This window comes from Arthrobacter sp. G119Y2, assembly GCF_038069765.1.
Lineage (GTDB): Bacteria > Actinomycetota > Actinomycetes > Actinomycetales > Micrococcaceae > Arthrobacter_B.
In genome coordinates this window covers 76,434-97,508 of record NZ_JBBPFS010000005.1, presented here as the reverse complement: position 1 = coordinate 97,508, position 21,075 = coordinate 76,434, and the positions used below count along the sequence as shown (strand labels likewise).

Sequence of the window (21,075 nt, the reverse complement as noted above, 5' to 3'; positions counted from 1 at the left end):
CCGAGTTGTAGCCTTCGCACAAAATGGTGCTTGATCGGCGGACCCCGTAAGCTCTGCTTATGCCAGTGACTCGCAGCACAGCCGCACCCGGACCCGGGATGCGCGCCGACCCGGCGGACCCCTCCACGGTGGAGCGGCTCAAAGCCAATATCGGAAAGCTCTCCACCGCCACCCTTAAGCAGCTGGATGTGTCCCTGCCCTGGTACCGGGGCCTGCGCCCGGACGAACGCTCCGCGCTCGGGATGGTGGCGCAAAAGGGCATCGCGTCGTTCGTGAACTGGTATGAGCGCCCGGCCTCGCCGGCCTGGGTCCTCAGCGATGTGTTCGGCACCGCCCCCACCGAGCTGACCCGCTCCATCAGCCTGCAGAAAGCCCTGCAGCTGATCCGGGTAGTGGTGGAGGTCGTGGAGGACCGCGTTCCGGAACTGGCCGACGACGACGTCCAGGGGCCGCTGCGCGAAGCGGTGCTGCGCTATTCCCGGGAAGTGGCCTTCGCCGCCGCGGACGTGTACGCCCGGGCGGCGGAAACCCGCGGGGCCTGGGACACCCGGCTGGAGGCCCTGGTGGTGGACGCCATTCTGCGCGGAGAAAGCTCAGATGCGCTGCGTTCCCGCATTGCGGCCGTCGGCTGGACCTCCACGGCCCGGATCACCGTCATGGTGGGCAGCTCGCCGTCGGACACCAACGCCTCCTTCGTCAATGAACTTCGCCGCGCCACCGCACGGCTGACCGAAGATGCCCTGGTGGGAATCCAGGGCGAACGGCTCATCCTGGTGCTCGGAGGCCTGGAGGACAGCCCGGGCTCCTACGCCCGGCTCGCTGAACTGTTCGGCCCCGGACCCGTCGTGTACGGCCCGCCGGCGGAGTCCCTGGTCGATGCCGGTCCGTCGGCGCAGGCCGCCTTTGCCGGCCTGACCGCGGCCCGCGCCTGGCCAGCAGCGCCGCGTCCCGTCGCAGCCGACGATCTGTGGCCCGAACGGGTGATGTCCGGCGACGACAGCGCACGCAAGGCCCTGGTGCGCAGCATCTACCGGCCGCTGCTGGGCGCGTCCAACGGCCTGGCGGAAACCCTCTCCGCCTACCTCTCCCTGGGGCATTCCCTGGAAGCCACGGCCCGTGAACTCTTTGTGCACGCCAACACCGTCCGGTACCGGCTGCGGCGTGTCTGCGACGTCACGGGATGGGATCCGATGCTGCCGCGTGAGGCCTTCGTTCTGCAGACCGCACTCGTGGTGGGACGGCTGGCGCCGCCCGGAAAAGCAGTTCCGGAACGTCCCGCCGCGCGCTCCTAAGCGAGTTGCATCCGTCACTTCCCCTTGTAGACTTCCTACAACGGCTCACGTGGAGCTTGGTCTACGCAAACACCCGGCATCTTCCCTTCTCTTTGGAAAGCTTGATACGTGCTCGCTATTGTCTGCCCCGGCCAGGGGTCCCAAACGCCAGGTTTCCTTTCTCCGTGGCTGGAACTGCCCGGAGTCCGGGAACATCTTGAATCACTCAGTGCCCTTGCCGGTCTGGACCTGATCGCCCACGGCACCGTCTCCGACGAAGAGACCATCAAGGACACCGCCGTGGCCCAGCCGCTGATTGTGGCCGCCGGGCTGATGGCCGCCCGCCTGCTGGTGCAGCCGCAGGCGCTGACCGCTTCCACCGTGGTCGCCGGACATTCGGTCGGTGAAATCACCGCCTCCGCCCTCTCCGGTGCCCTGACCGAAGCCGATGCCCTGATCTTCGTCCGGGAGCGCGCCAACGCCATGGCCCGCGCCGCGGCTGAAACCCCCACCGGAATGAGTGCCGTTCTGGGCGGTGACCCGGACGAGGTTGCCGCAGCCCTGGCCGCCGCCGGACTCACGGCAGCGAACGTGAACGGCGGCGGACAGACTGTCGCCGCCGGAACCCTGGATCAGCTCGCCGCCTTTGCCGCCGCTCCTCCGGCCAAAGCCCGCGTCATCCCGCTGAAGGTGGCCGGCGCCTTCCACACCGCCCACATGGCGCCCGCGGTGAGCGTGCTCGAAGCGCTGCGCCCTCAGCTTCGCCCCGCAGCACCGCTGCCCACCCTGCTTTCCAACTACGACGGCGCCGCCGTCGTTTCCGGGGAGGGCAACCTGGACAGCCTCATTGCCCAGGTGTCCCGGCCCGTCCGCTGGGACCTGTGCATGGAGACCATGGCTGCCATGGGCGTGACCGGCATGCTGGAACTGCCGCCGGCCGGCACCCTGACCGGGCTGGCCCGCCGCGGCCTCAAGGGCCTGCCCACGCTGGCCCTGAAATCCCCCGAAGACCTCGACGCCGCGCGGGAGTTCATCACCGAACACTCCCCCTCGCCCGCCGCAGTGACAGCAGCAACCACCACCGGAGAAGGTAACGCGTGAGCACGCCCACCCTGAAACAGTCCCCCGTCCACCAGTTCAGCCGGATCCACGGCATCGGTGCCTTCCGGCCCGACGTCATCGTGAGCAACGAGGATGTCTGCCAGTGGATCGATTCCTCCGACGAGTGGATCCGCCAGCGCACGGGGATCGTCACCCGGCACCGCGCGGACAAGGGCACCTCGGTGGTCGACATGGCCGAGGCCGCCGGCCGGGATGCCCTGGCCTCCGCGGGAATCGAGGGTTCCCAGCTGGGCGCCGTCATCGTGTCCACCGTCACCCACCCCTTCGCCACGCCGTCGGCCGCCGCTGAAATTGCGCATCTGCTCGGCGCCTCGCCGGCACCGGCCTACGATGTGTCCGCCGCCTGCGCCGGCTACTGCTACGGCATCGCCCAGGCGGATGCCCTGGTTCGCTCGGGCGCAGCAGAATACGTGCTGGTCATCGGGGTGGAGAAGCTCTCCGACTTCATCGACAACACCGAGCGCACCATCTCCTTCCTGCTCGGCGACGGCGCCGGCGCCGTCGTCGTCGGTCCCTCCGATTCCGCGGGCATCGGCCCGTCGGTCTGGGGTTCGGACGGCAGCAAGTCCAGCACCATCGGGATGACCCATTCCATGCTGGACATCCGCGAACTGTCGCTGGCCGCCGAAGCCGACGGCACCGACGTCGCCGTTTCGGACGTCGCCGCCCGCGACACCAAGCTGTGGCCGACGCTGCGCCAGGACGGCCAGAGCGTCTTCCGCTGGGCTGTGTGGGAAATGGCAAAGGTCGCACAGCGCGCCCTTGACGCCGCCGGAGTCACCGCCGAGGATCTTGGCGCCTTCGTCCCGCACCAGGCGAACATGCGCATCATCGATGAAATGGCCAAGCAGCTGAAACTGCCCGAGTCCGTCGTCATCGCCCGCGACATCGCCGACGCCGGCAACACCTCGGCGGCCTCGATCCCGCTCGCGACCCACCGGCTGCTGCAGGAAAACCCCGAGCTCAGCGGCAAGCTCTCCCTCCAGATCGGCTTCGGCGCAGGCCTGGTCTTCGGCGCGCAGGTTATCGTTCTTCCGTAACCTGTCCGTCCCCCAACACCCCGCCGTTCCACGGTTGGACAACACGCCGGCTCCTGCCGGCACCACGAGAAAAAGGAGCCAACATGGCTAGCAACGAAGAAATCCTGGCCGGCCTCGCCGAGATCGTCAACGAGGAAACCGGTCTGGCCCCCGAGTCCGTCGAGCTGGACAAGTCCTTCACCGATGACCTGGACATCGATTCCATCTCCATGATGACCATCGTCGTGAACTCGGAAGAGAAGTTCGGCGTGCGCATCCCGGACGAAGAGGTCAAGAACCTGAAGACCGTCGGCGACGCCGTGGACTTCATTTCCAAAGCCCAGGCGTAATTTTGCCGGCGGCCGCTGCCTTCGCCGGCGGCGGCCGCCGCGTCAGCGCTTTTGCACCACGCACCACCGCAGTTCCCGCACCACCAACGTCTTCGAGAGAGTGAATCATGGCCCGCAAAGTAGTCATCACCGGTCTGGGCGCCACGACGCCCATCGGCGGCGATGTTCCCACCATGTGGAAGAACGCGCTCAAGGGTGTCGCCGGCGCCAAAACCCTCGAGGACGACTGGGTGGCGCAGTACAGCCTTCCCGTCACCTTTGCCGCACGCGTCTCCACGCCGGCCAGCGAGGTCCTCTCCCGTGTGGAAGCCAAGCGCATGGACCCGTCCACGCAGTTTGCCGTGGTTGCCGCACGCGAGGCCTGGAAAGACTCCGGCATCGAAGACGTCGACCATGACCGTCTGGGTGTCTCGTTTGCCACCGGCATCGGCGGAGTGTGGACCCTTCTGGATGCGTGGGACACCCTGCGCGAAAAGGGCCCCCGCCGCGTCCTGCCCATGACCGTTCCCATGCTGATGCCCAACGGCCCCGCCGCCGCCGTCAGCCTGGACCTGGGTGCCCGCGCAGGCGCCCACACCCCTGTTTCCGCCTGTGCTTCCGGCACCGAGGCCCTGCACCAGGGCCTGGAACTGATCCGCTCCGGCAAGGCCGACGTCGTCGTCTGCGGCGGAGCCGAAGCCGCGATCCACCCCATGCCGCTGGCTGCCTTCGCCTCCATGCAGGCCCTGTCCAAGCGCAACGATGACCCGGAACGCGCCTCCCGCCCCTATGACAAGGACCGCGACGGCTTTGTGATGGGTGAAGGTGCCGGGGCGCTGGTCCTGGAATCAGAGGAGCATGCCCTGGCCCGCGGCGCCCGGATTTACGCTGAGCTCGCCGGAACCGCTGTGACGGCAGACGCGTACCACATCACCGCGCCCGATCCCGAGGGCCTGGGCGCCACCCGCGCGCTGAAGGCCGCACTCTACGACGCCCGCGCACAGGCCGAGGACGTGGTGCACGTCAACGCGCATGCCACCTCCACGCCCGTGGGCGACAAGCCCGAGTACGCAGCCCTCAAGGCTGCACTCGGCTCGCAGGTGGACAACGTTGCGGTCTCCGCCACCAAGTCCCAGACCGGCCACCTCCTCGGCGCCTCCGGCGCAGTGGAAGCCGTCATGGCAGCCATGGCAGTGTACGACCGGCAGGCTCCGGCGACCATCAACCTGGAGAACCAGGATCCGGAAATCCCGCTCGACGTCGTGACATCGGCCCGGTCGCTGCCCGGCGGCGACATTGTGGTGCTGAGCAATTCATTCGGTTTCGGCGGACACAACGCCGTCATCGCACTGCGCAGCTGCTAGGCCGGCGGTAGCTGCTGGCTCCCAGTCAGTCAAAAAGCCGCGGCCGTTTCCCATCGGGACAACGGCCGCGGCTTTTGCTTTGCTGTGGCTTTTTGTTTTGCTGTGGCTTTGCTTCGAGTTACCCGACCTGGTGCAGCCAGCGGACGTTGGCTCCGTCGCCTGCGTGGCGGAACGGTTCCAGTTCATCGTCCCAGGCCTCCCCCAGAGCCAGGGAAAGTTCATGGTAAACAGCTGACGGATCTCCGGCACCGTTTTCGTAGGCGTAACGGATCCGGTCCTCGGAGACCATGATGTTGCCGTGGACGTCGGTGGCGGCGTGGAAAATACCCAGTTCGGGCGTGTGGCACCAGCGGCTCCCGTCGGCGCCGGGGCTCTGGTCTTCTGTCACTTCGTACCTCAGGTGCGCCCATCCGCGCAGCGCCGAGGCCAGCAGCGAGCCGGTGCCCTGAGGGCCGGTCCACTCCACCTCGGTGCGGAGCATGCCCGGTGCAGCAGGCTGCGGGGTCCACTTTAGATCCGTTCGCTTTTCCACGACGGATCCTATTGCCCACTCAATATGGGGGCACAACGCAGACGGGGCGGAGTGTATGAATAACACGCCGTGGGCCATCACAACAGACATTCCATCCTCCATAGCTGTAGGTACGTCTTCCCCAACGACCTTCAACCCGGGCGGAACATTTCTGTTGTTAGCTTATTCAGGGACGGCCTGAAAACGGCGTTCCTGGAAAACACTGTGAACTGCGCTTGGTTTTCTCTGCGGTGACTTCCAATTCCTTTGAGACTTTCATCCGGTACGGACTTAGCCTTATTGTGCCGCAAGTTTCGGGAATGCGCCAATGATGATTTCAGTCCGCGCACGGGCTTCACCGGTCTGTGCGTCCTCCGGCGTCAGGCCCGGGGGTGGGCCTGCTGGTAGCTGGCCCGCAACCGGTCCACGGACACATGGGTATACAGCTGCGTGGTGGCCAGCGAGGAGTGGCCCAGGATTTCCTGCACCGCCCTGAGGTCGGCGCCGCCGTCGAGCAGATGGGTCGCCGCCGAGTGTCGAAGGGCGTGGGGGCCCGTTGCACCGGTGTCCCCGAGGGCCTCAAAGAGACCCGACACCACCGACCGGACCTGCCGCTGGTCCACCCGGCGGCCGCGCCGGCCCAGGAATAGTGCAGGGCCGCTGTCAGCGGCGGCCAGGGCAGGGCGGCCGCGGCGGAGCCAGTCGTCAACCGCTTCGGCCGCAGGCTGGCCATAAGGAACGGTGCGTTCCTTATTGCCCTTGCCGATGACGGTGAGCGTGCGCCGGTCCGCGTTCAAATCGTCGATGTCCAGTCCGGTCAGCTCACCCACCCGGACGCCGGTGGCGTAGAGCAGCTCGACGATGGCCCGGTCCCGGATCGCTACCGGACCGCCGTCGACCGCTGCGTCGGCGAGCGCGGCAAACAACTCGCCGATCTGTCCCGCGCGAAGCACTGCCGGCAGGGTCTTTTCCCGTTTCGGGGCCCGCAGGCGAAGTGCCGGATCAGTATCAATGAGTTCTTCTCGCAGCGCCCACCCGGTGAAGCTGCGGGCAGTGGCGGCGCGCCGGGCCAGTGTGGAACGGGCCAGGCCAGCTCCGCTGAGCTCGCCCAGCCAACCCCGCAGGATCGCCAGGTCTATCCCGTCCAGCGACCGCACTCCCCCGGCCAGCGCATAGGTCAGCAACTGGGCCACATCACCTTCGTAGGCGCGCACCGTGTGCTCGGAGCGCCCCCGTTCACTGGTCAGGTAGCGGCTGAACCCGCGCAGGGCCTTGCTGAACTCCGCGGGCCAGCGCTCGGGATCGGCTGGTCCTGCCGGTACGTTTGTCTCCCCTGCTGCTCCGGCTGCCCCCGTGCCGGCGGCGCGGGCCCAGTGGGTCTCGCTGGCCTCCCCGGCGGCGCGGGTCTGGCCGGCCCCGGAGGTCCCATAGGTCCCGCGGGTCCCGCGGGTCGCGCTGGTCTCATCGGTTGAGGCCGAATCTGCGGCAGCGCCGGATGCAGAGACAGGCCCGGTGCCTGCGGAATGCCGCTCTTTGTTGGTAGCTGGTGTCACCCCTTTACTGTCCTCGTATCAGTGCCCGACCTCAAGCAGGCACACCGGCCGCACCGGCGCATTGGATGCGCAGGGCCGCGGTTGTCTGCGAGGACTCGTGATCCAGCAGGAACCGTTTCGAGTCGATCCCTGCGGAGTAGCCGGTGAGCGCGCCGCGGGAACCGACAACGCGGTGGGTGGGAATGACGATGTTCAACGGGTTCCGGGACAGCGCCGCCCCCACCCCGCGGGCTTTTGCCGCGTCCCCAAGCCGGATGGCCAGTTCCTTGTAGCTGCAGGTTTGGCCGTACGGGATTGCGGAGACCTCGGCCCAGACCTGCCGCTGGAAATCCGTTCCCCGGGTATCCAGGTCCAGGTCGAAGCAGCAGCGCGTCCCGTCGAAGTACTGGCTGAGCTGGCGTTCCGCTTCCTCGAACCCGTCTTCGACAATTCGGCCGAGACCGTGGTCGGCGGCCGGATCGGGTACTCCGGGAAAGACAGCCCGCAGTGCTCCCTCCTCAGAAGCAAGGGTGAGGATACCCAGCGGGGTGACGACACTTTTATGGATGCGCATGATGGTTCCCTTCGTGGTGGTGTTGCGTCGTGCTGTGGTTATGTGGTGATGCTGCGGCGAACTGATGTCGCTGTGTCCTGCACATATCGGTTGTGTTGTTTATGCGGCTGGTTGTGTATGCGGCTGGCTGCGTCTCGATGTTCCACATCCAGGGATAGTGAAGTCCTCTTCATCGGCGGCTCCTCTTCCAGAGCTGCAATCCGTCGCGGACGGCGAGGTTTTCCAGTTCCAGCCGTGCCAGCCCTGCACGGACCGCCGGCACTGACAAACCGGCGACTGAGGCGAGCTTCTCCACCGGTGAGCCGCTGCGCAGCGGCAAGGCGTCCAGCAGGAGCAGGTCTTCAATCGTGAGCCCGTCATGGACTGCTGCGGGTTCTTGATGTGCGGCCTCCGCAGAGTCTGCAGACGCACCGATGGGGCCGGCCAGTTCAATAATCTCGGCGGCATCGGTGACACAAACGGCGCTGCCGTCCCTCAGTAGCCGGTGGCATCCTGCGGAATTGGCTGAATAGACCGAGCCCGGCACGGCGCCGACTTCCCGCCCCAGTGCTGCGGCATGGTGTGCCGTGTTCAATGCTCCCGAGCGCCAGCGTGCTTCGACCACGACTGTCACAGCACTGAGCGCGGCAATAATCCTGTTTCGCTGCAAGAATCTCCACCGCGTAGGAGACGAGCCGGGCGGCACCTCCGACATGAGGATTCCTCTGCGGACCACCTCCCGCAGAAGATCCTCATTGCCTGCCGGATAGTAGCGGTCGGCGCCGCAGGCCATGACGGCAATGGTGGGTGCCGCCCCCGCGCCGCCGCCAACTGCAAGCGCGGCGCGGTGGGCCTGTGCATCGATGCCGTACGCACCGCCGGAGACGACGCTCCATCCCTGCACCACCAGTCCCGCAGCGAGATCACCGGCCACAGACGCGCCGTACCCGGTGCTGTCCCGTGAGCCAACGACCGCTGCCGTCCTGCCCAGCGCGGGCATCCCCTGATTAAGGTCCCCTCGTGCCCACAGACACAGCGGCATGCCCAACCCCAGGTCACGCAGGGCTTCCGGCCAGCGCGGGTCCTCAGGGGTAAGCAGTTCGCCGCCTGCGCGGCTGATGGTTGCCAGATCCCGGTCCGGTGCCAGATCGGGCACCCTGGGTGCCCACCTGGCGAGGGCTTCAGCGAGGCTGCTTCCGCGCCCCGAAATGCCCGCTCCGGCCAGTTCCTCCGTCACTTCACGTATCAGCGCGTTCCCGGCGCGCAGGCTCCCCGTCGCTACCCGCAGTGCGTCTACGGGCCCCGCCGCTGCCACCAAAGCCAGTCCCACGTTGTCCGACGGTTCAAACAACCGGGACAACGCCGCCCGGCTCCGGAGCAGATCCGGCTGTCCGCCGCTCATGCCGCTGCCCCCTGCTGGCGGAACCCCAGGGCCTGACCGACGTCGTCGGCGTCCGGCGACGAGTGGCCCGCCAGATCGGCGATGCTCCACGCCACACGCAGCACTCGGTCGTACCCGCGTGCTGTCAGGGTTTGCCGGTCCATCGCGCGGTCGAGTGCGGAAGTAGCGCGCGGAGCGGGTTTCAGGGTGCCGCGCAGCACGTTTCCGGCCACTTCCGCATTGGTTTCGTATCCCCACCCTTTCAACCGGTCGTGCTGGATACCCCGGGCAGCAGCGACCCGGCCGGCGATCGCGCTGCTTTCTTCCGTTTGCCCATCTCCGGCCAGCTCCCGCAGCGACACCCGCTGGACCGTCAGTTGCAGATCCACCCGGTCCAGCAGAGGGCCGGAGAGGCGGCTGAAGTATCGCCGGCGCTGCTGCGGCGTGCAGGTGCAGTCAATGCCCTTTCCGGCGGCCAATCCGCAGGGGCAGGGATTGGCAGCCAGCACCAGCTGAAAGCGCGCCGGGTAGCTGGCCGTGCCGGCAGCGCGGTGCAGTTCGAGCTTTCCGCTCTCGAGCGGCTGCCGCAGTGCGTCAAGCACTCGCCGGTCATACTCCGGAGCTTCATCCAGAAAAAGGACGCCCCGGTGTGCCCGGGACGCAGCTCCCGGCCGGGCAATGCCGGACCCTCCGCCAATGATGGCAGCGGAGGATGCTGTGTGGTGCGGGCTTTCAAAGGGCGGACGACGCAGGAGCTGGGAGCACGGGCGGCCGCCCCACACCAAGGAATGAATCGCGGTCACTTCCATGGCGTGTGCATCCGGAAGATCCGGCAACAGGCTCGGAAGACGCTCAGCGAGCATGGTCTTCCCTGCGCCAGGCGGTCCGGTCATCAGGAGGTGGTGCGCTCCCGCAGCCGCTACCTCCACCGCGAACCTGGCCTCTGATTGGCCGGCGATGTCCGACATGTCACGAAGCGGGGCCGCGGCGGAACTCCCGCCGTCGTCGGCAGCCTCCGGCGTCTCCTCAGGGACCCGGGGCGGAAATGACAACCGGTCAGGATCGGCGCCAAGAAAAGCTGCCACTTCCGCCAGGGATTCGAATCCGGTGACCTCCGCTCCGGGCACCAAAGCTGCTTCGGCTGCGTTGGCTGCCGCCACTGTGATTTCCGGATAGCCTGCCTGCACGGCCGCCATGACTGCAGGCAGGATGCCGCGCACGGGCCGCAGCCGTCCGTCCAAGCCCAGCTCGGCAATGAACACCCGGCGGCCGCTGCACCGGACGTCACCGGCAGCGGCCAGCGCGGCTGTGACTATGGCGAGGTCGAATCCCGAGCCCCGTTTGTGCACGTCCGCCGGCATCAGATTGACGGTGATTCTCCGGCGGCTGAGCGGCAGGCCAGCGTTCTTGGCTGCCGACCTGACCCGGTCCTTAGCCTCGTTCAGTGAGGCGTCGGGCAACCCCAGCAGGACAAAGGATGGAAGTGTCTGGCCAATGTCCGCCTCGATCTCCACCATCCGGCCGTCCAGGCCGACCAAGCCCACACCGTACGTTCTTCCCAGCGTCACAGCGCCACCTCACGCAGGTGCTCAATAACCGGTGTGCCCGCGCCGTCGTCGACCACTGACACCGCGTCCACCCGGAACCCGGTAAACCGTCTCTCCTGCGCTGTCCTCCACCTGCTGGCCAAGAGGTAGAGGCGGGCAAGCTTCGCCGGAGTGATGGCTTCCAGCGGATGGCCGTAGTCCAGCGAGGAGCGGGTTTTGACCTCCACGATGACGAGCGTGCCGTTCTCTATCCCGACGAGGTCTATTTCCCCGTCCGGGCAGCGCCAGTTGCGGTCAATGACCTCGATTCCGGCCGCAGCCAGATAACCTGCCGCGAGGTCCTCTCCGTGGCGTCCCAGGGTGTCTTTAGCTCTCATGGCTCCACCCTGCGCCACAGGGACGGGAAGTGAATTGCCTCTGCTGCCGGATGTGGATGATGGTGCCCGGCCCGTCCACCGCACCTGCGCTGGGGAGGAACGGACCGCTCTTACCGAGGCGGACCGATGATGTTGGGCGTGCGGCGGCCTGGTCTTTCGTGCAGATCGCGGGACCACGCCCCCTTTAAACGTCTTCTTGGCCCCCTGATCTGTACGCTAGATCCCCGGAAGGCCCCTGATCTGCACGATAGATGGCCCAAAAGTCCCTTGACCCGGCAAAGGACCTCCATGGTGCAGGTAACTCCCTACCGGCCGGAACGGGCGATCAGCGCGGAAAGATAGTAGCCCTCGATCTTCCGTACCGCGTCCTCAGCACGGCCCCTGAACAAGTGTGGAGAAAAGGTCACATCCCAGCCCCCGGACATGCCACGGCTCCACTGCAACAAGCTGAGGACAATGGGGTCCCGCAGTTTCTTCCAGAGCAGTACGGCGAACCCGCCTCCGAAGAAAAGAACGCACACCAGTCCGATAATTTTTGCTCCGAGGTCAGGGCCGGCGAAACATATGTAGAGTCCCAGGCCGACGAAGACCATGGCCCCGAGTGTCAGGCCTGTCAGGCGCACCCAGGAGACCGAGAAGACCAACGGCGCCAGAGGCTTGCGGCCCGGTGTTTGGTTGGGTACCCCTGCAACAGCTGTCGTCTCCGTCTGAGGCGGCACCACCGGTTCCCGGCTGTCCACATCCTCCGTGTGTGGAGGGAGAAACCCCTTGTTGTTTCGGCTTTTACTCATCCGGTCCCCCGTCCGACCCCTGTTGTTCCATACCTCCCCCATCCAGTCCCTCCATACCTGCTGCGAGCAGGTATCCGCTGACGTTTCGTGCGGCGTAGCGGCGGCGGCCCAAACCCCAGGTGAGAGCGAATATGAGCCAGATCATATCTTGCCGGGATCTTGACGCCATCTTGCGTGCGACCTGAGGGTCCTCGGACAGGATGGGCTGACCCCCACATGACGACCCTGAACATTTATCGCGCACCGAAGGAATTATGAAGAACGTCATGAAAGTAACAGCGACTGCTGCTGCGGCCGCTCTGGCCGTGGGCGGCTTCTCATTAGCCGTCGTCCAGCCGGCTATCGCCACCGGCAGCACCGCGCCCGAAACTTCCCCAACCGTCCGGCAGGACGTGGGGGCTTATCTGTACAAGAAAAAAGACGAGTCCAAGCCTGCCGCGTGGGAGAACTCCGGTCTTCAGGATTTGCTCAACGTCAAGGAACGTACGACACAGTGGTTTGAAGCCGAAGAGATTATGAGCCTGCTGCCGGCTGACATCTGCGGTCCGGGATGGGCCATTCAGCAGGACAAACTGGATATTGACATCACCGCCGGCTTCACCTGGCCCAAAACCATCGAATACCCGGACGGTTTTGGCGAAGGTGCCACGCTGACTGACAACAGGCACGACGACCTCGAGACATACGGACCGGTGCCCGATTGCGACCCGGAGCCCGAACCGAGCCCGACGCCGGAGCCCAAGCCCACACCGGATCCAAGCCCCAGCCCCACGCCGGACCCGAAGCCGACACCGGACCCGAGCCCAAGCCCCACACCGGACCCGGAACCCAGCCCCACACCGGACCCCGAGCCCACCCCGGACCCCAGCCCCAGCCCGACGCCGGAGCCCGAGCCGACGCCTGAATCCAAGCCCAACCCGGACCCGAGCCCGAGCCAGACACCGCCTGCCGTAGTCGTCCCTAAGCCGACACCGCCAGCTAAGCCGGCACCGTCCACACCGTCCACCCCGGTCACACCGGGGCAACTGCCGGACACCGGAGCTAATCCGGGCATGGCAGCACTGGCCGGAGCCGGACTCCTGGCCGCAGGCCTGGGAACTGCAGCTCTGGTGCGCAACCGCCGCCGCAGTGACGCATCCGATGCCTAACAAGCACCAACACCCTCGCCGGCTCCGCACCTTCTAGCAAGGGGAACCGGACGAAATGAGCGGCCCCTGGACTCCACGCACGTGGAATCCAGGGGCCGTATCCGTGCACGGACGGGCAAAGGCCCTAGTAGACCACCGGCATTGATTCGAGCCGCACACTCTCCAGATGAAACACCTCGGGGCTGGAAGCGTGTGCCGGAGCCGGCAGCGTCCCCGCGAAACCGCGGCTCAGAGTGATGTGCGGACGAAGCCGGGACGCAAACATGAAGTTGGGGTCAGCCGCGGTGAAGGCTTCCACGTCCTCGATCCCGCAGCCGCGCAGGAATGTCTCCAGTGCGGCAACGGCGGCGGCGTGGGACTGCATCAGCACAGCGGAGGGGAAATACTCAAGCACCAGGGTCCGCCCGTGCCGTCCGAATCTGGACAGGACGGCGGGCTCGAGCACAACCGGCTGCCGCGGCATCGCGGCCTCGGTTTCCGCCACGTAGGCGGCGAGCAGCTCTTCGTAGCGGTCCCGGGTAATATCGGTGGCCACCGAAACCAGTGAGTAGACATCGCGGACCTTGCCGAAGTGGATCAGGGTGAGGTGCATCTGGCGTTCGGGAACCCACCGCGGCTGGCCGCCGTCGTTGATTTCCGGCAGCCCGGCCAGCTCCTGCTGCAGTTCGATCAGGTGCGCCAGCGACTCGGAATCCGGTCGAAGCTGGGCATACAGGCGCCGGTTCCCGGACAGATATCCGGCCAGCGGAGAATCAGGGAGTGCCATTGGAGCAGTCTAGGAGATTCGCATCTGGCGGGCACCCCTTCCGGCTAGGGTGGATCCATGCCGTTCCCGATCCCGATTCTGTCCGACGCCACGCTCACGCTGCGTCCGCACCGTGCCTCCGACGTCGGGCCGGTGTATGCGCGCTCCATCGATCCGCTGACCCGCGAGTGGACCACCATTCCGCTGGAGTACACGGAGTCGATGGCCGCAGAGTATGTGGCAGCCATCTCCAGGGAACAGGAGGACGCCGTCTCCTGGGCGCTGGAGTGCGACGGCGCCTATGCCGGTTCGCTCGACCTGCGCTTCCAGGGGGCCAATTCGGGAAACCTGGGCTTCGTGACGGCACCGGCCTTCCGGGGCCGGGGTTTGATGTCCCGGGCCGTCGCGCTGGCCGTAGCCCACGCCTTTGATGATCTGGGCTGGGACGTGGTGACGTGGAGCGCCAACGCCGGAAACACCGGGAGCTACAAGACGGTGTGGCGCAGCGGTTTTCCGCCGCCGATAGCCGTCCCCCATTTGCTGGCCCACCGGGGCGAAATGGTCGAGGGCTGGATCTCCAGCCTCGCCGCCGGCGACCCGCGGGTGCCCGCGGGAAGGTGGGCACAATGGGCCGACGTCGCCGCCCGGCTCCCCGGGGTCGCTCAGGATCGCCCCGGGGCCAGCACGGTTCCCGGGGATTAGCCAGGATCCCGGGGTCAGCCCAGTTCGTCGGCCTTCGGAATCGTGAGGTCGTCGTTGCGGGTCAGTTCCTCCACGTTCACGTCCTTGAACGTGATCACGCGGACGCTCTTCACGAACCGGGCGGATCTGTAAACGTCCCACACCCAGGCATCCTGCAGGGTGAGGTCAAAGTAAATCTCTCCGTCCGCGGACCGCGCCTGCAGGTCCACGTGGTTCGCCAGATAGAACCGGCGCTCCGTTTCGACTACGTAGCTGAAGAGCCCCACCACGTCGCGGTATTCCCGGTAGAGCTGGAGCTCCATGTCCGTTTCATAGTTCTCAAGGTCTTCCGCACTCATAAATCCATCATCCCCCAACGACGCTCTCTTGGTCCCCGGCATACGGTTCCGGACGCGTTCCCAGCTGCCAGGACATCCGATGCAGGGGCGTGGGCCCGTGCTCGTCAATCGCTGACCGGTGGGACGCCGTAGCGTATCCCTTGTTCACTTCCCAGCCGTACTGAGGATGTGTCACAGCGTAGTCCACCATCAGCGCGTCCCGCTCCACTTTCGCAAGTACGCTGGCGGCAGCCACGCTCAGGCACTGCATGTCGGCCTTGATCTTGGTGTGCACGGGCGCCAGGCACCCGCCGTCGTCGTCGTTCGGCAGGTCAAAAAGACTGGCCTGCGGAGCGGGAGAGAGCCAGTTGTAGTTCCCGTCCAGGAGTACGACGTCGGGGGTCAGGTCCGCGCACACCTGCTCCCAGGCGCGGGTACCGGCCAGCCGCAGCGCCGCCATGATTCCGTGCAGGTCGATTTCAGCCGCACTGGCATGACCCACACCCCAGCCCAGGGACCATTTCTTGATCAGCGGGACCAGGGTTTCCCGGTCGCTGACGGAGAGCAGTTTGCTGTCGCGCACGCCTTTGAGGGAACGGACCGTTGCCAGGTCCACGGCCACCAGGCCGACGCTGACCGGCCCGGCCAGCGCGCCGCGGCCCACCTCGTCGCACCCGGCGAGGACCTTGTGCCCGGCAGCGGCGAAGGACCGCTCAAAGCGCAGCGTCGGTGCCTTGCTGCCGGTTCCGGTCTTGGGACGCGGGCGGGCGGGTGCTGCTGTCATTTGGATTCGGCCGGCTCGGAGGACGAGGGATCGGGAACGTTTTCGAACACTTCCGGGTAGCTGCCCACAAAGCCGGCGCGGTTCAGCGGCCAGGCGGTCACTGCGGCCTTGCCTTCGATGTCCTCAACGTCGACAAAGCCGCCGCTGGGATCCTGCAGGTGTTCACGGGAGTCCGCGGAAGCGTTGCGGTGGTCGCCCATGACCCAGACCTTGCCTTCGGGTACCACGACGTCAAAGGGAATGTCCGACGGCGATGCCCCGGGATAGATGTACGGCTCGTTCAGCGCTTCGCCGTTGACCGTAATCCTGCCGTCGGCGTCGCAGCAGACCACCCGGTCACCCTCGGTGCCGATGACGCGCTTGACGAGGTGCTGCTCGGAGGTATCTGGAACCAGACCCACAAAGATGAGCGCGTCGCGGATCCAGGTACCCGGGCCCTCGGTGGCCGCGGGAAGTTCCGGAAGCCATTCCTTGGTGTCCTTGAACACCACCACGTCGCCGCGGTTCAGGTCGAAGGGCTCCGGGACCAGGAGGTTCACGAAAATGCGGTCGTTGATCTCCAGGGTTTCCTCCATGGAACCCGAGGGGATGTAGAACGCCCGGAAAAGGAACGTTTTGATGAGGAAGGAGAGCAGCAGCGCGATCACGACGATGGTGGCCACTTCGCGCAGCCAGCCGCCGAAGCCGCGGTTTTTCTCACTGTGCTTCTTGCCGGTGCCGTTCCCCTTGCCGGGGGCAGCCGCACGCGGACGCGCTGAATGCGCTCCGTGGATACCGGATCCGGCGCTCTGGGCGGGCTCGTCCGGGACGTTCTGAGCCATGTGCTTTCCTCTTACTTCGCCGTGTTCCACTCGGCTCCTAACTCTAGCCGCTCAATATCCGAACTACGCTCCAGCGGCCATAAGATGGCCGTGGCCCTGCCAATAACGCGCTCCTTCGAAATGAGTCCGCCGCCGGGCGCGCCCAGCAGGGAGCGCGAATCGGCCGATTCGGACCGGTGGTCCCCCATCAGCCACAGCCGGCCCTCGGGGACAATGACGTCGAAGTTCTGCTCGCTCGGAGCGTCTCCCGGGTAAACGTATGACTCGTCCACCGGAGTTCCATTAACGGTTACCCTCGGCTCCTCGTCGGTGCAGCAGCTGACGCGGTCTCCGGGAATGCCAATGACCCTTTTCACATAGACGGTGTCGCTTCCCGCCAGGCCCACCCAGCGGGCAACGGACTTCAGCGCGGTCAGCGGCGCCGGATCACCGTTGTGCAGGGGCGCCAGGGAGCCCCTGCCGTCGAAGACCACGACGTCGCCGCGCTGAATGTCGCCGGAGCGGTAGTCGGTGCGCGAGACCGCCACCCGGTCCCCCGGTTCCAGCAGCGGCTGCATCGACTCGGAGGGAATGTAGTAGACGTCGACGACGAACGCACGGACAAGGGCCGCCAGCACGACGGCGGCGGCCAGGGCGCATAACACGAAACGCCAGCCCACAAACCTGGACCGGCGTTTCGTGTGCTTCACGGGAGAGTCCGGAGACTCTCCCGAAGCGGATGATGCGTGGATCAAGAAATTTACTTGACGGGACGTGCGTCGCGCTTTTCCTTGATCTTGGCTGCCTTGCCGCGCAGATCGCGCATGTAGTACAGCTTGGCGCGGCGGACATCGCCCTTGGAGACCAGTTCGATCTTGTCGATGACCGGGGAGTGTACCGGGAAGGTACGCTCCACGCCGACACCGAAGCTGACCTTGCGGACCGTGAAGGTCTCGCGCAGGCCGTCGCCCTGGCGCTTCATGACGAAGCCCTGGAAGACCTGAACACGGGTGTTCTTGCCTTCGATGATGTTTACGTGAACCTTGACCGTGTCACCGGCGCGGAACTCGGGGATGTCTGAACGCAGCGAAGCTGCATCAACAGAATCTAGGATGTGCATTGTGTATCACTCCTGGTGGACGCCACAGGTCACCCACTTTGGTAACGGCAGGCAAGGATGCAGTTCTGACACTGCACAGATGCCGCCGAAGCTAGAGACCGGCCGAGCCGAGGATTGGCTGCCGGCGTGCAGTCTGTTGGCCGCGCTCCCCCTGTGGCAGGTGCGGACCCAGATGACACAGTTATCTATTCTGCCATACCCGGACAAACGCCACCAATTACCCGCGGGGAAGGACCCGGCCCTCTGTCACGTCGTAACCCAGCGCATCAAGGGCGGCCCTGTCGGCTTTGGTCAGCTGCGCGGCGTCGAGCTTTGCCAGCAGGTCCGGACGGCGTGCGGCGGTGCGCTTGAGCTGCTGGGTGCGCCGCCACTGCGCAATCTTGCCGTGGTTGCCGCTGAGCAGGATCTCCGGCACATCCCGGTCCCGCCAGGACGAGGGCTTGGTGTAGACGGGGTATTCCAGCAGACCGTCCGAGTGCGATTCCTCCACCAGGGATTCTGGATTGCCGACGACGCCGGGCACCAGGCGGCCGATGGCCTCCACCATGGCCAGGACCGCCACCTCTCCCCCGTTGAGCACGTAGTCGCCGAGGCTGACCGGGCGGACGTCGAAGCGATCCCCGGCCCACTCGAGAACACGTTCGTCGATGCCTTCGTACCGTCCGCAGGCGAATACCAGGTGCTTTTCCTCGGCGAGTTCGTAGGCCATGGCCTGGGTAAACACCGCGCCGGCCGGCGAGGGAACAATCAGCACGGGGCGCGCCGTTTCCTCCGCACCGGCAACCGAAGTCAGCGCCTGCGCCCACGGCTCGGCCTTCATGACCATGCCGGCTCCGCCCCCGTAGGGGGTGTCGTCGACGGTGCGGTGCCGGTCCGTTGTGAAGTCGCGCAGGTCGTGGACGTTGAGGTCCAGCAGGCCGTCCTGCCGGGCCTTGCCGATCAGCGACAGGTCCAGCGCGGCCAGGTACTCCGGGAAAATGCTGACTACATCGATGCGCACTTTAGCTGCCGGCCCCGTCCTGGGCATTGGCGTTGTCTGCTGCGTTCTGCGGCTTGTCGGCAGGCTTCTGCTTGGCCGGCTTGTCCTGCTTCTCGGGCTTGTCCTCGGGCAGGTTCAGTTCAAAGAGTCCCGGCGGCGGGGTGATCAGGACGTACCCGCCCTCGACGTTGACCTCGGGAACGATGGCTTCCACGAACGGAACCAGAACTTCGCGTCCCTGGGTGTCGTCCACCACGAGAAGGTCCTGGACGGTCAGTGTGCGCAGCCCGCTGACGGTGCCGACGACGTCGTCGCCCACCTTGGCCGCCAGGCCCACCAGCTCGTGCTCGTACCAGCCCTCGTCGTCGTCCTCGTCATCGAGTTCCTCGGTGTCGATGGAGAGCACGGCGCCGCGCAGTTCCTCGGCGCCGTTGCGGTCCGCAACCTCTTCGAACCCGAGCAGCAGGATGTCCTTGTTCCACCGTGCGCTGATGACCGTGAGCGGACCCTTGGACGCGGGCTCGACGGTGAGTTCCGTTCCGGGGACAAAGCGGTCTTCGGGGGCGTCGGTCATGACTTGGACGGTCACTTCGCCGCGGATGCCGTGCGGCTTGCCGATTCGTGCCACCTGTAACTGCATGGGGAGTTCTCCTTGTTGTGGTGCGGCGGGGTGCTGCAGCCGGGGGTGGGCCGGTTAGGGCCCGGAAACACATCCGGCCCCTCCACCATTATCTGGTGCAGGGGCCGGATGCCGTGAACTGCGTTCAACTGGTACTGCTGTGAAAAGTGCTGTGAACTGCCGATGCAGTCCGGCCGTGCCGCGGATGTTCAGCGGCGGCGGTCGGTATCCACTACATCAACGCGAACCGGTTCGCCGTTTGCCAGGGCTGCGATCACAGTGCGCAGTGCGCGTGCGGTCCGTCCCTGGCGCCCGATGACCCGGCCCAGATCATCCTGATGAACTCGCACCTCGAGGGTTTCCCCGCGGCGGTTGCTCTTGGCGGAAACCTTGACGTCCTCAGGACTGTCAACGATTCCGCGGACGAGATGCTCCAGCGCTTCGGCCAGCAAGTTACTCAGCCTCAGCCTCTGCGGAAGCCTCGGGAGCCTCGTCCTTCTTGGCCTTCGGGGTGATGGCTTCGGGAACGATCACGGACTTCTTTTCGGGAGCTACGAAAGCTTCCTTCGGGGCCTTGACCTGAAGGGTGCCTTCCTGGCCCTCGATGTTCTTGAACTTCTGCCAGTCACCGGTGATCTTCAGCAGAACTGCGACCTGCTCGGTGGGCTGGGCGCCGACGCCGAGCCAGTACTGGGCACGGTCCGACTTGATGTCGATGTACGACGGGTTCTCGGTCGGACGGTACAGTCCGATTTCCTCGATGGCACGGCCATCGCGCTTGGCACGGGAATCCATGACAACAACGCGGTAGTGTGCTGAGAACTTCTTGCCGAGGCGCTTAAGGCGAATCTTTACGGCCACTTTTGTGGTCACTCCTGATCTGAAAAGGGGCGAACCCGTACTTCTGCTCCCGTGGGGCGGGCCATAACGTTGGGGTTCAAAAAGGACAAGATGCATGCGCGGAGAGAGGGTCCACGCAGATCGAGTACCTGACCATTGTGCCAGATGAGTCCATGTTTGGCGACTTGGGCCGGCTCCGGCGCGGCACAGGCGGACGGGGAACGTTTTGACCGGGTTGCCCCGGCGCCAACGGCCCCGAATACGTACTGCCGTTAGCCGACGGCGACACGCAGGCGGTTGCGCCAGGGGTCCTCGAAGCGGAGCTCGGCACCGGTGTGGTGACTGGAGATGCCGGCGACCTTCAGCCGGTCGGCCAGCCCGGCGACGTCGTCGGCCGCGGGAACGGTGATCAGCACCTCGCCCAGCCCCAGTGTGTCGCGGCGGGGGCCGGCACCCCGGCTGTTCCAGACGTTCATGGCCATGTGGTGGTGGTAGCCGCCGGCGGAAACAAACAGGGCCTGGCCGTGGAAGCCGGCGGTCCGTTCAAAGCCGAGCGTGTCCACATAGAAGGCTGCGGCGGTGTCCGTGTCCCCCACCTGGAGATGGACGTGCCCGACGCCGGCCCCGGCCGTGCGCAGTCCGCTCAGCGCTTCCTCGGTGAGGTGTTCGCGCAAGTAGGCCTGCGGCGACAGTGCGAGCGAAGCCATCCGGACTTCCCGGCCCGTCGACGTCTCATCCCAGTTCCAGAGTTCCCGGGGCTTGTCGTAGTAGAGCTCGATTCCGTTGCCCTCGGGGTCCGTGAAGTAGAACGCCTCGCTGACCAGGTGGTCGGCTGAACCCACAAAGGCTGACGGGTCGTACTGGGCGGCAGAGGCAACGGTGGCGGCCAAATCAGCCTGGGAGTCAAAGAGGATGGCCGTGTGGAAGAGGCCTGCCTCACCCCGGGACGCCACCTGGAGTCCGGGCGCCGGGGCCAAATGAACCACGGGGACGTTTCCGCTGCCCAGGTACTGACCGCCGTCGGCCTCGGCGACGACCTCCAACCCAAGCGCCCCGCGATAGTAGGCCGAGATATTCGTCAGGTCACCGACCTTGAGCATCACGGTCCCCATGGCGAGTTCGGAGGGCAGCAGATCGGAGGTGTTTAGTTGAAGGTTCATGTAATGAGTTTAGTTGAAGCTTCATGTAAAGCCAAGCCGTGGGCGGGCTGCTGGTCCTGGGGAG

General features: G+C 66.0%; 25 protein-coding genes. 7 read left to right on the top strand and 18 right to left on the bottom strand.

Features of this window, described 5'->3' with window-relative positions; translation table 11 throughout:
- Window positions 1-98: 98 nt before the first annotated feature.
- The 5 genes from WKB88_RS12205 to fabF all read left to right on the top strand — a co-directional run bounded on the left by WKB88_RS12205 (window position 99) and on the right by fabF (window position 5,105).
- Window positions 99-1,292, top strand: coding sequence for a PucR family transcriptional regulator (locus WKB88_RS12205; RefSeq protein WP_341395085.1), 1,194 nt, complete (start codon window positions 99-101; stop codon window positions 1,290-1,292).
- A 108-nt stretch (window positions 1,293-1,400) separates the two neighbouring features.
- Window positions 1,401-2,372: an ACP S-malonyltransferase gene (locus WKB88_RS12200; RefSeq protein WP_341394826.1), complete on the top strand. Its 972-nt coding sequence runs from the start codon at window positions 1,401-1,403 to the stop codon at window positions 2,370-2,372.
- On the top strand, window positions 2,369-3,433 hold the full coding sequence (locus WKB88_RS12195) for a beta-ketoacyl-ACP synthase III (RefSeq protein WP_341394825.1): 1,065 nt from the start codon (window positions 2,369-2,371) through the stop codon (window positions 3,431-3,433). Before WKB88_RS12200 ends, WKB88_RS12195 begins: the two co-directional genes overlap by 4 nt.
- Before the next feature lie 83 nt (window positions 3,434-3,516).
- Entirely contained in the window at window positions 3,517-3,762 is a 246-nt protein-coding gene (locus WKB88_RS12190; protein WP_152217833.1) for an acyl carrier protein, read from the top strand.
- 107 nt (window positions 3,763-3,869) lie between these two features.
- Window positions 3,870-5,105, top strand: coding sequence for a beta-ketoacyl-ACP synthase II (fabF, locus tag WKB88_RS12185; RefSeq protein ID WP_341394824.1), 1,236 nt, complete (start codon window positions 3,870-3,872; stop codon window positions 5,103-5,105).
- Window positions 5,106-5,223: 118 nt separating this feature from the next.
- Here the strand turns inward: fabF and WKB88_RS12180 are convergent, their stop codons facing one another.
- The 7 genes from WKB88_RS12180 to WKB88_RS12150 all read right to left on the bottom strand — a co-directional run bounded on the left by WKB88_RS12180 (window position 5,224) and on the right by WKB88_RS12150 (window position 11,746).
- The gene (locus WKB88_RS12180; RefSeq protein WP_268911332.1) at window positions 5,224-5,727 is read right to left on the bottom strand and encodes a DUF3145 domain-containing protein; all 504 of its coding nucleotides are present in this window, start codon (window positions 5,725-5,727) and stop codon (window positions 5,224-5,226) included.
- 269 nt (window positions 5,728-5,996) lie between these two features.
- Window positions 5,997-6,884 carry a tyrosine recombinase XerC gene (locus WKB88_RS12175; protein ID WP_341395084.1) on the bottom strand — a complete coding sequence of 296 codons (888 nt, stop codon included), beginning with the start codon at window positions 6,882-6,884 and terminating at the stop codon, window positions 5,997-5,999.
- Window positions 6,885-7,200: 316 nt separating this feature from the next.
- Window positions 7,201-7,722, bottom strand: coding sequence for a methylated-DNA--[protein]-cysteine S-methyltransferase (locus WKB88_RS12170; protein WP_341394823.1), 522 nt, complete (start codon window positions 7,720-7,722; stop codon window positions 7,201-7,203).
- Window positions 7,723-7,891: 169 nt separating this feature from the next.
- Window positions 7,892-9,103: a DNA-processing protein DprA gene (dprA, locus tag WKB88_RS12165; RefSeq protein WP_341394822.1), complete on the bottom strand. Its 1,212-nt coding sequence runs from the start codon at window positions 9,101-9,103 to the stop codon at window positions 7,892-7,894.
- Entirely contained in the window at window positions 9,100-10,650 is a 1,551-nt protein-coding gene (locus WKB88_RS12160) for a YifB family Mg chelatase-like AAA ATPase (RefSeq protein ID WP_341394821.1), read from the bottom strand. Before WKB88_RS12160 ends, dprA begins: the two co-directional genes overlap by 4 nt.
- Window positions 10,647-11,006 carry a YraN family protein gene (locus WKB88_RS12155; RefSeq protein ID WP_341394820.1) on the bottom strand — a complete coding sequence of 120 codons (360 nt, stop codon included), beginning with the start codon at window positions 11,004-11,006 and terminating at the stop codon, window positions 10,647-10,649. Before WKB88_RS12155 ends, WKB88_RS12160 begins: the two co-directional genes overlap by 4 nt.
- A 305-nt stretch (window positions 11,007-11,311) precedes the next feature.
- Window positions 11,312-11,746, bottom strand: a complete 435-nt coding sequence (locus WKB88_RS12150) for a hypothetical protein (RefSeq protein WP_341394819.1) — start codon at window positions 11,744-11,746, stop codon at window positions 11,312-11,314.
- A gap of 305 nt (window positions 11,747-12,051) precedes the next feature.
- Between WKB88_RS12150 and WKB88_RS12145 the strand changes: the two genes are divergently transcribed.
- Window positions 12,052-12,945, top strand: coding sequence for an LPXTG cell wall anchor domain-containing protein (locus WKB88_RS12145; protein ID WP_341394818.1), 894 nt, complete (start codon window positions 12,052-12,054; stop codon window positions 12,943-12,945).
- A 124-nt stretch (window positions 12,946-13,069) separates the two neighbouring features.
- On the opposite strand, the gene WKB88_RS12140 is transcribed toward WKB88_RS12145, so the two are convergent.
- Window positions 13,070-13,711 carry a 2'-5' RNA ligase family protein gene (locus WKB88_RS12140; RefSeq protein ID WP_341394817.1) on the bottom strand — a complete coding sequence of 214 codons (642 nt, stop codon included), beginning with the start codon at window positions 13,709-13,711 and terminating at the stop codon, window positions 13,070-13,072.
- A 57-nt stretch (window positions 13,712-13,768) separates the two neighbouring features.
- Here WKB88_RS12140 and WKB88_RS12135 point away from each other — a divergent pair, with 57 nt between their 5' ends.
- Window positions 13,769-14,392, top strand: coding sequence for a GNAT family N-acetyltransferase (locus WKB88_RS12135; protein WP_341394816.1), 624 nt, complete (start codon window positions 13,769-13,771; stop codon window positions 14,390-14,392).
- A 14-nt stretch (window positions 14,393-14,406) separates the two neighbouring features.
- Here WKB88_RS12135 and WKB88_RS12130 read toward each other — a convergent pair whose 3' ends face one another.
- The 10 genes from WKB88_RS12130 to WKB88_RS12085 form a co-directional block, all read right to left on the bottom strand.
- Window positions 14,407-14,730: a DUF2469 domain-containing protein gene (locus tag WKB88_RS12130; RefSeq protein ID WP_104053848.1), complete on the bottom strand. Its 324-nt coding sequence runs from the start codon at window positions 14,728-14,730 to the stop codon at window positions 14,407-14,409.
- 7 nt (window positions 14,731-14,737) lie between these two features.
- Window positions 14,738-15,493, bottom strand: coding sequence for a ribonuclease HII (locus tag WKB88_RS12125; RefSeq protein WP_341394815.1), 756 nt, complete (start codon window positions 15,491-15,493; stop codon window positions 14,738-14,740).
- On the bottom strand, window positions 15,490-16,314 hold the full coding sequence (gene lepB / locus WKB88_RS12120) for a signal peptidase I (protein WP_341394814.1): 825 nt from the start codon (window positions 16,312-16,314) through the stop codon (window positions 15,490-15,492). The genes WKB88_RS12125 and lepB (WKB88_RS12120) overlap by 4 nt, the downstream gene beginning before the upstream one ends.
- Window positions 16,315-16,325: 11 nt before the next feature.
- Window positions 16,326-17,003: a signal peptidase I gene (gene lepB, locus WKB88_RS12115; protein ID WP_341394813.1), complete on the bottom strand. Its 678-nt coding sequence runs from the start codon at window positions 17,001-17,003 to the stop codon at window positions 16,326-16,328.
- Between the two features lie 50 nt (window positions 17,004-17,053).
- A complete protein-coding gene (rplS, locus tag WKB88_RS12110; RefSeq protein ID WP_341394812.1) occupies window positions 17,054-17,413 on the bottom strand; it encodes a 50S ribosomal protein L19 in 360 nt (119 codons plus the stop codon).
- Window positions 17,414-17,630: 217 nt separating this feature from the next.
- Window positions 17,631-18,413, bottom strand: coding sequence for a tRNA (guanosine(37)-N1)-methyltransferase TrmD (trmD, locus tag WKB88_RS12105; protein WP_341394811.1), 783 nt, complete (start codon window positions 18,411-18,413; stop codon window positions 17,631-17,633).
- A 1-nt stretch (window position 18,414) separates the two neighbouring features.
- Window positions 18,415-19,032 (bottom strand): ribosome maturation factor RimM, encoded by a 618-nt coding sequence (gene rimM / locus WKB88_RS12100; protein ID WP_341394810.1) that lies wholly within the window; start codon window positions 19,030-19,032, stop codon window positions 18,415-18,417.
- A 188-nt stretch (window positions 19,033-19,220) separates the two neighbouring features.
- The gene (locus tag WKB88_RS12095) at window positions 19,221-19,463 is read right to left on the bottom strand and encodes an RNA-binding protein (protein WP_104053842.1); all 243 of its coding nucleotides are present in this window, start codon (window positions 19,461-19,463) and stop codon (window positions 19,221-19,223) included.
- A 1-nt stretch (window position 19,464) separates the two neighbouring features.
- Window positions 19,465-19,872 (bottom strand): 30S ribosomal protein S16, encoded by a 408-nt coding sequence (gene rpsP, locus WKB88_RS12090; RefSeq protein ID WP_152217816.1) that lies wholly within the window; start codon window positions 19,870-19,872, stop codon window positions 19,465-19,467.
- A gap of 251 nt (window positions 19,873-20,123) precedes the next feature.
- Entirely contained in the window at window positions 20,124-21,011 is an 888-nt protein-coding gene (locus WKB88_RS12085; protein WP_341394809.1) for a VOC family protein, read from the bottom strand.
- Between the last annotated feature and the right edge of the window lie 64 nt (window positions 21,012-21,075).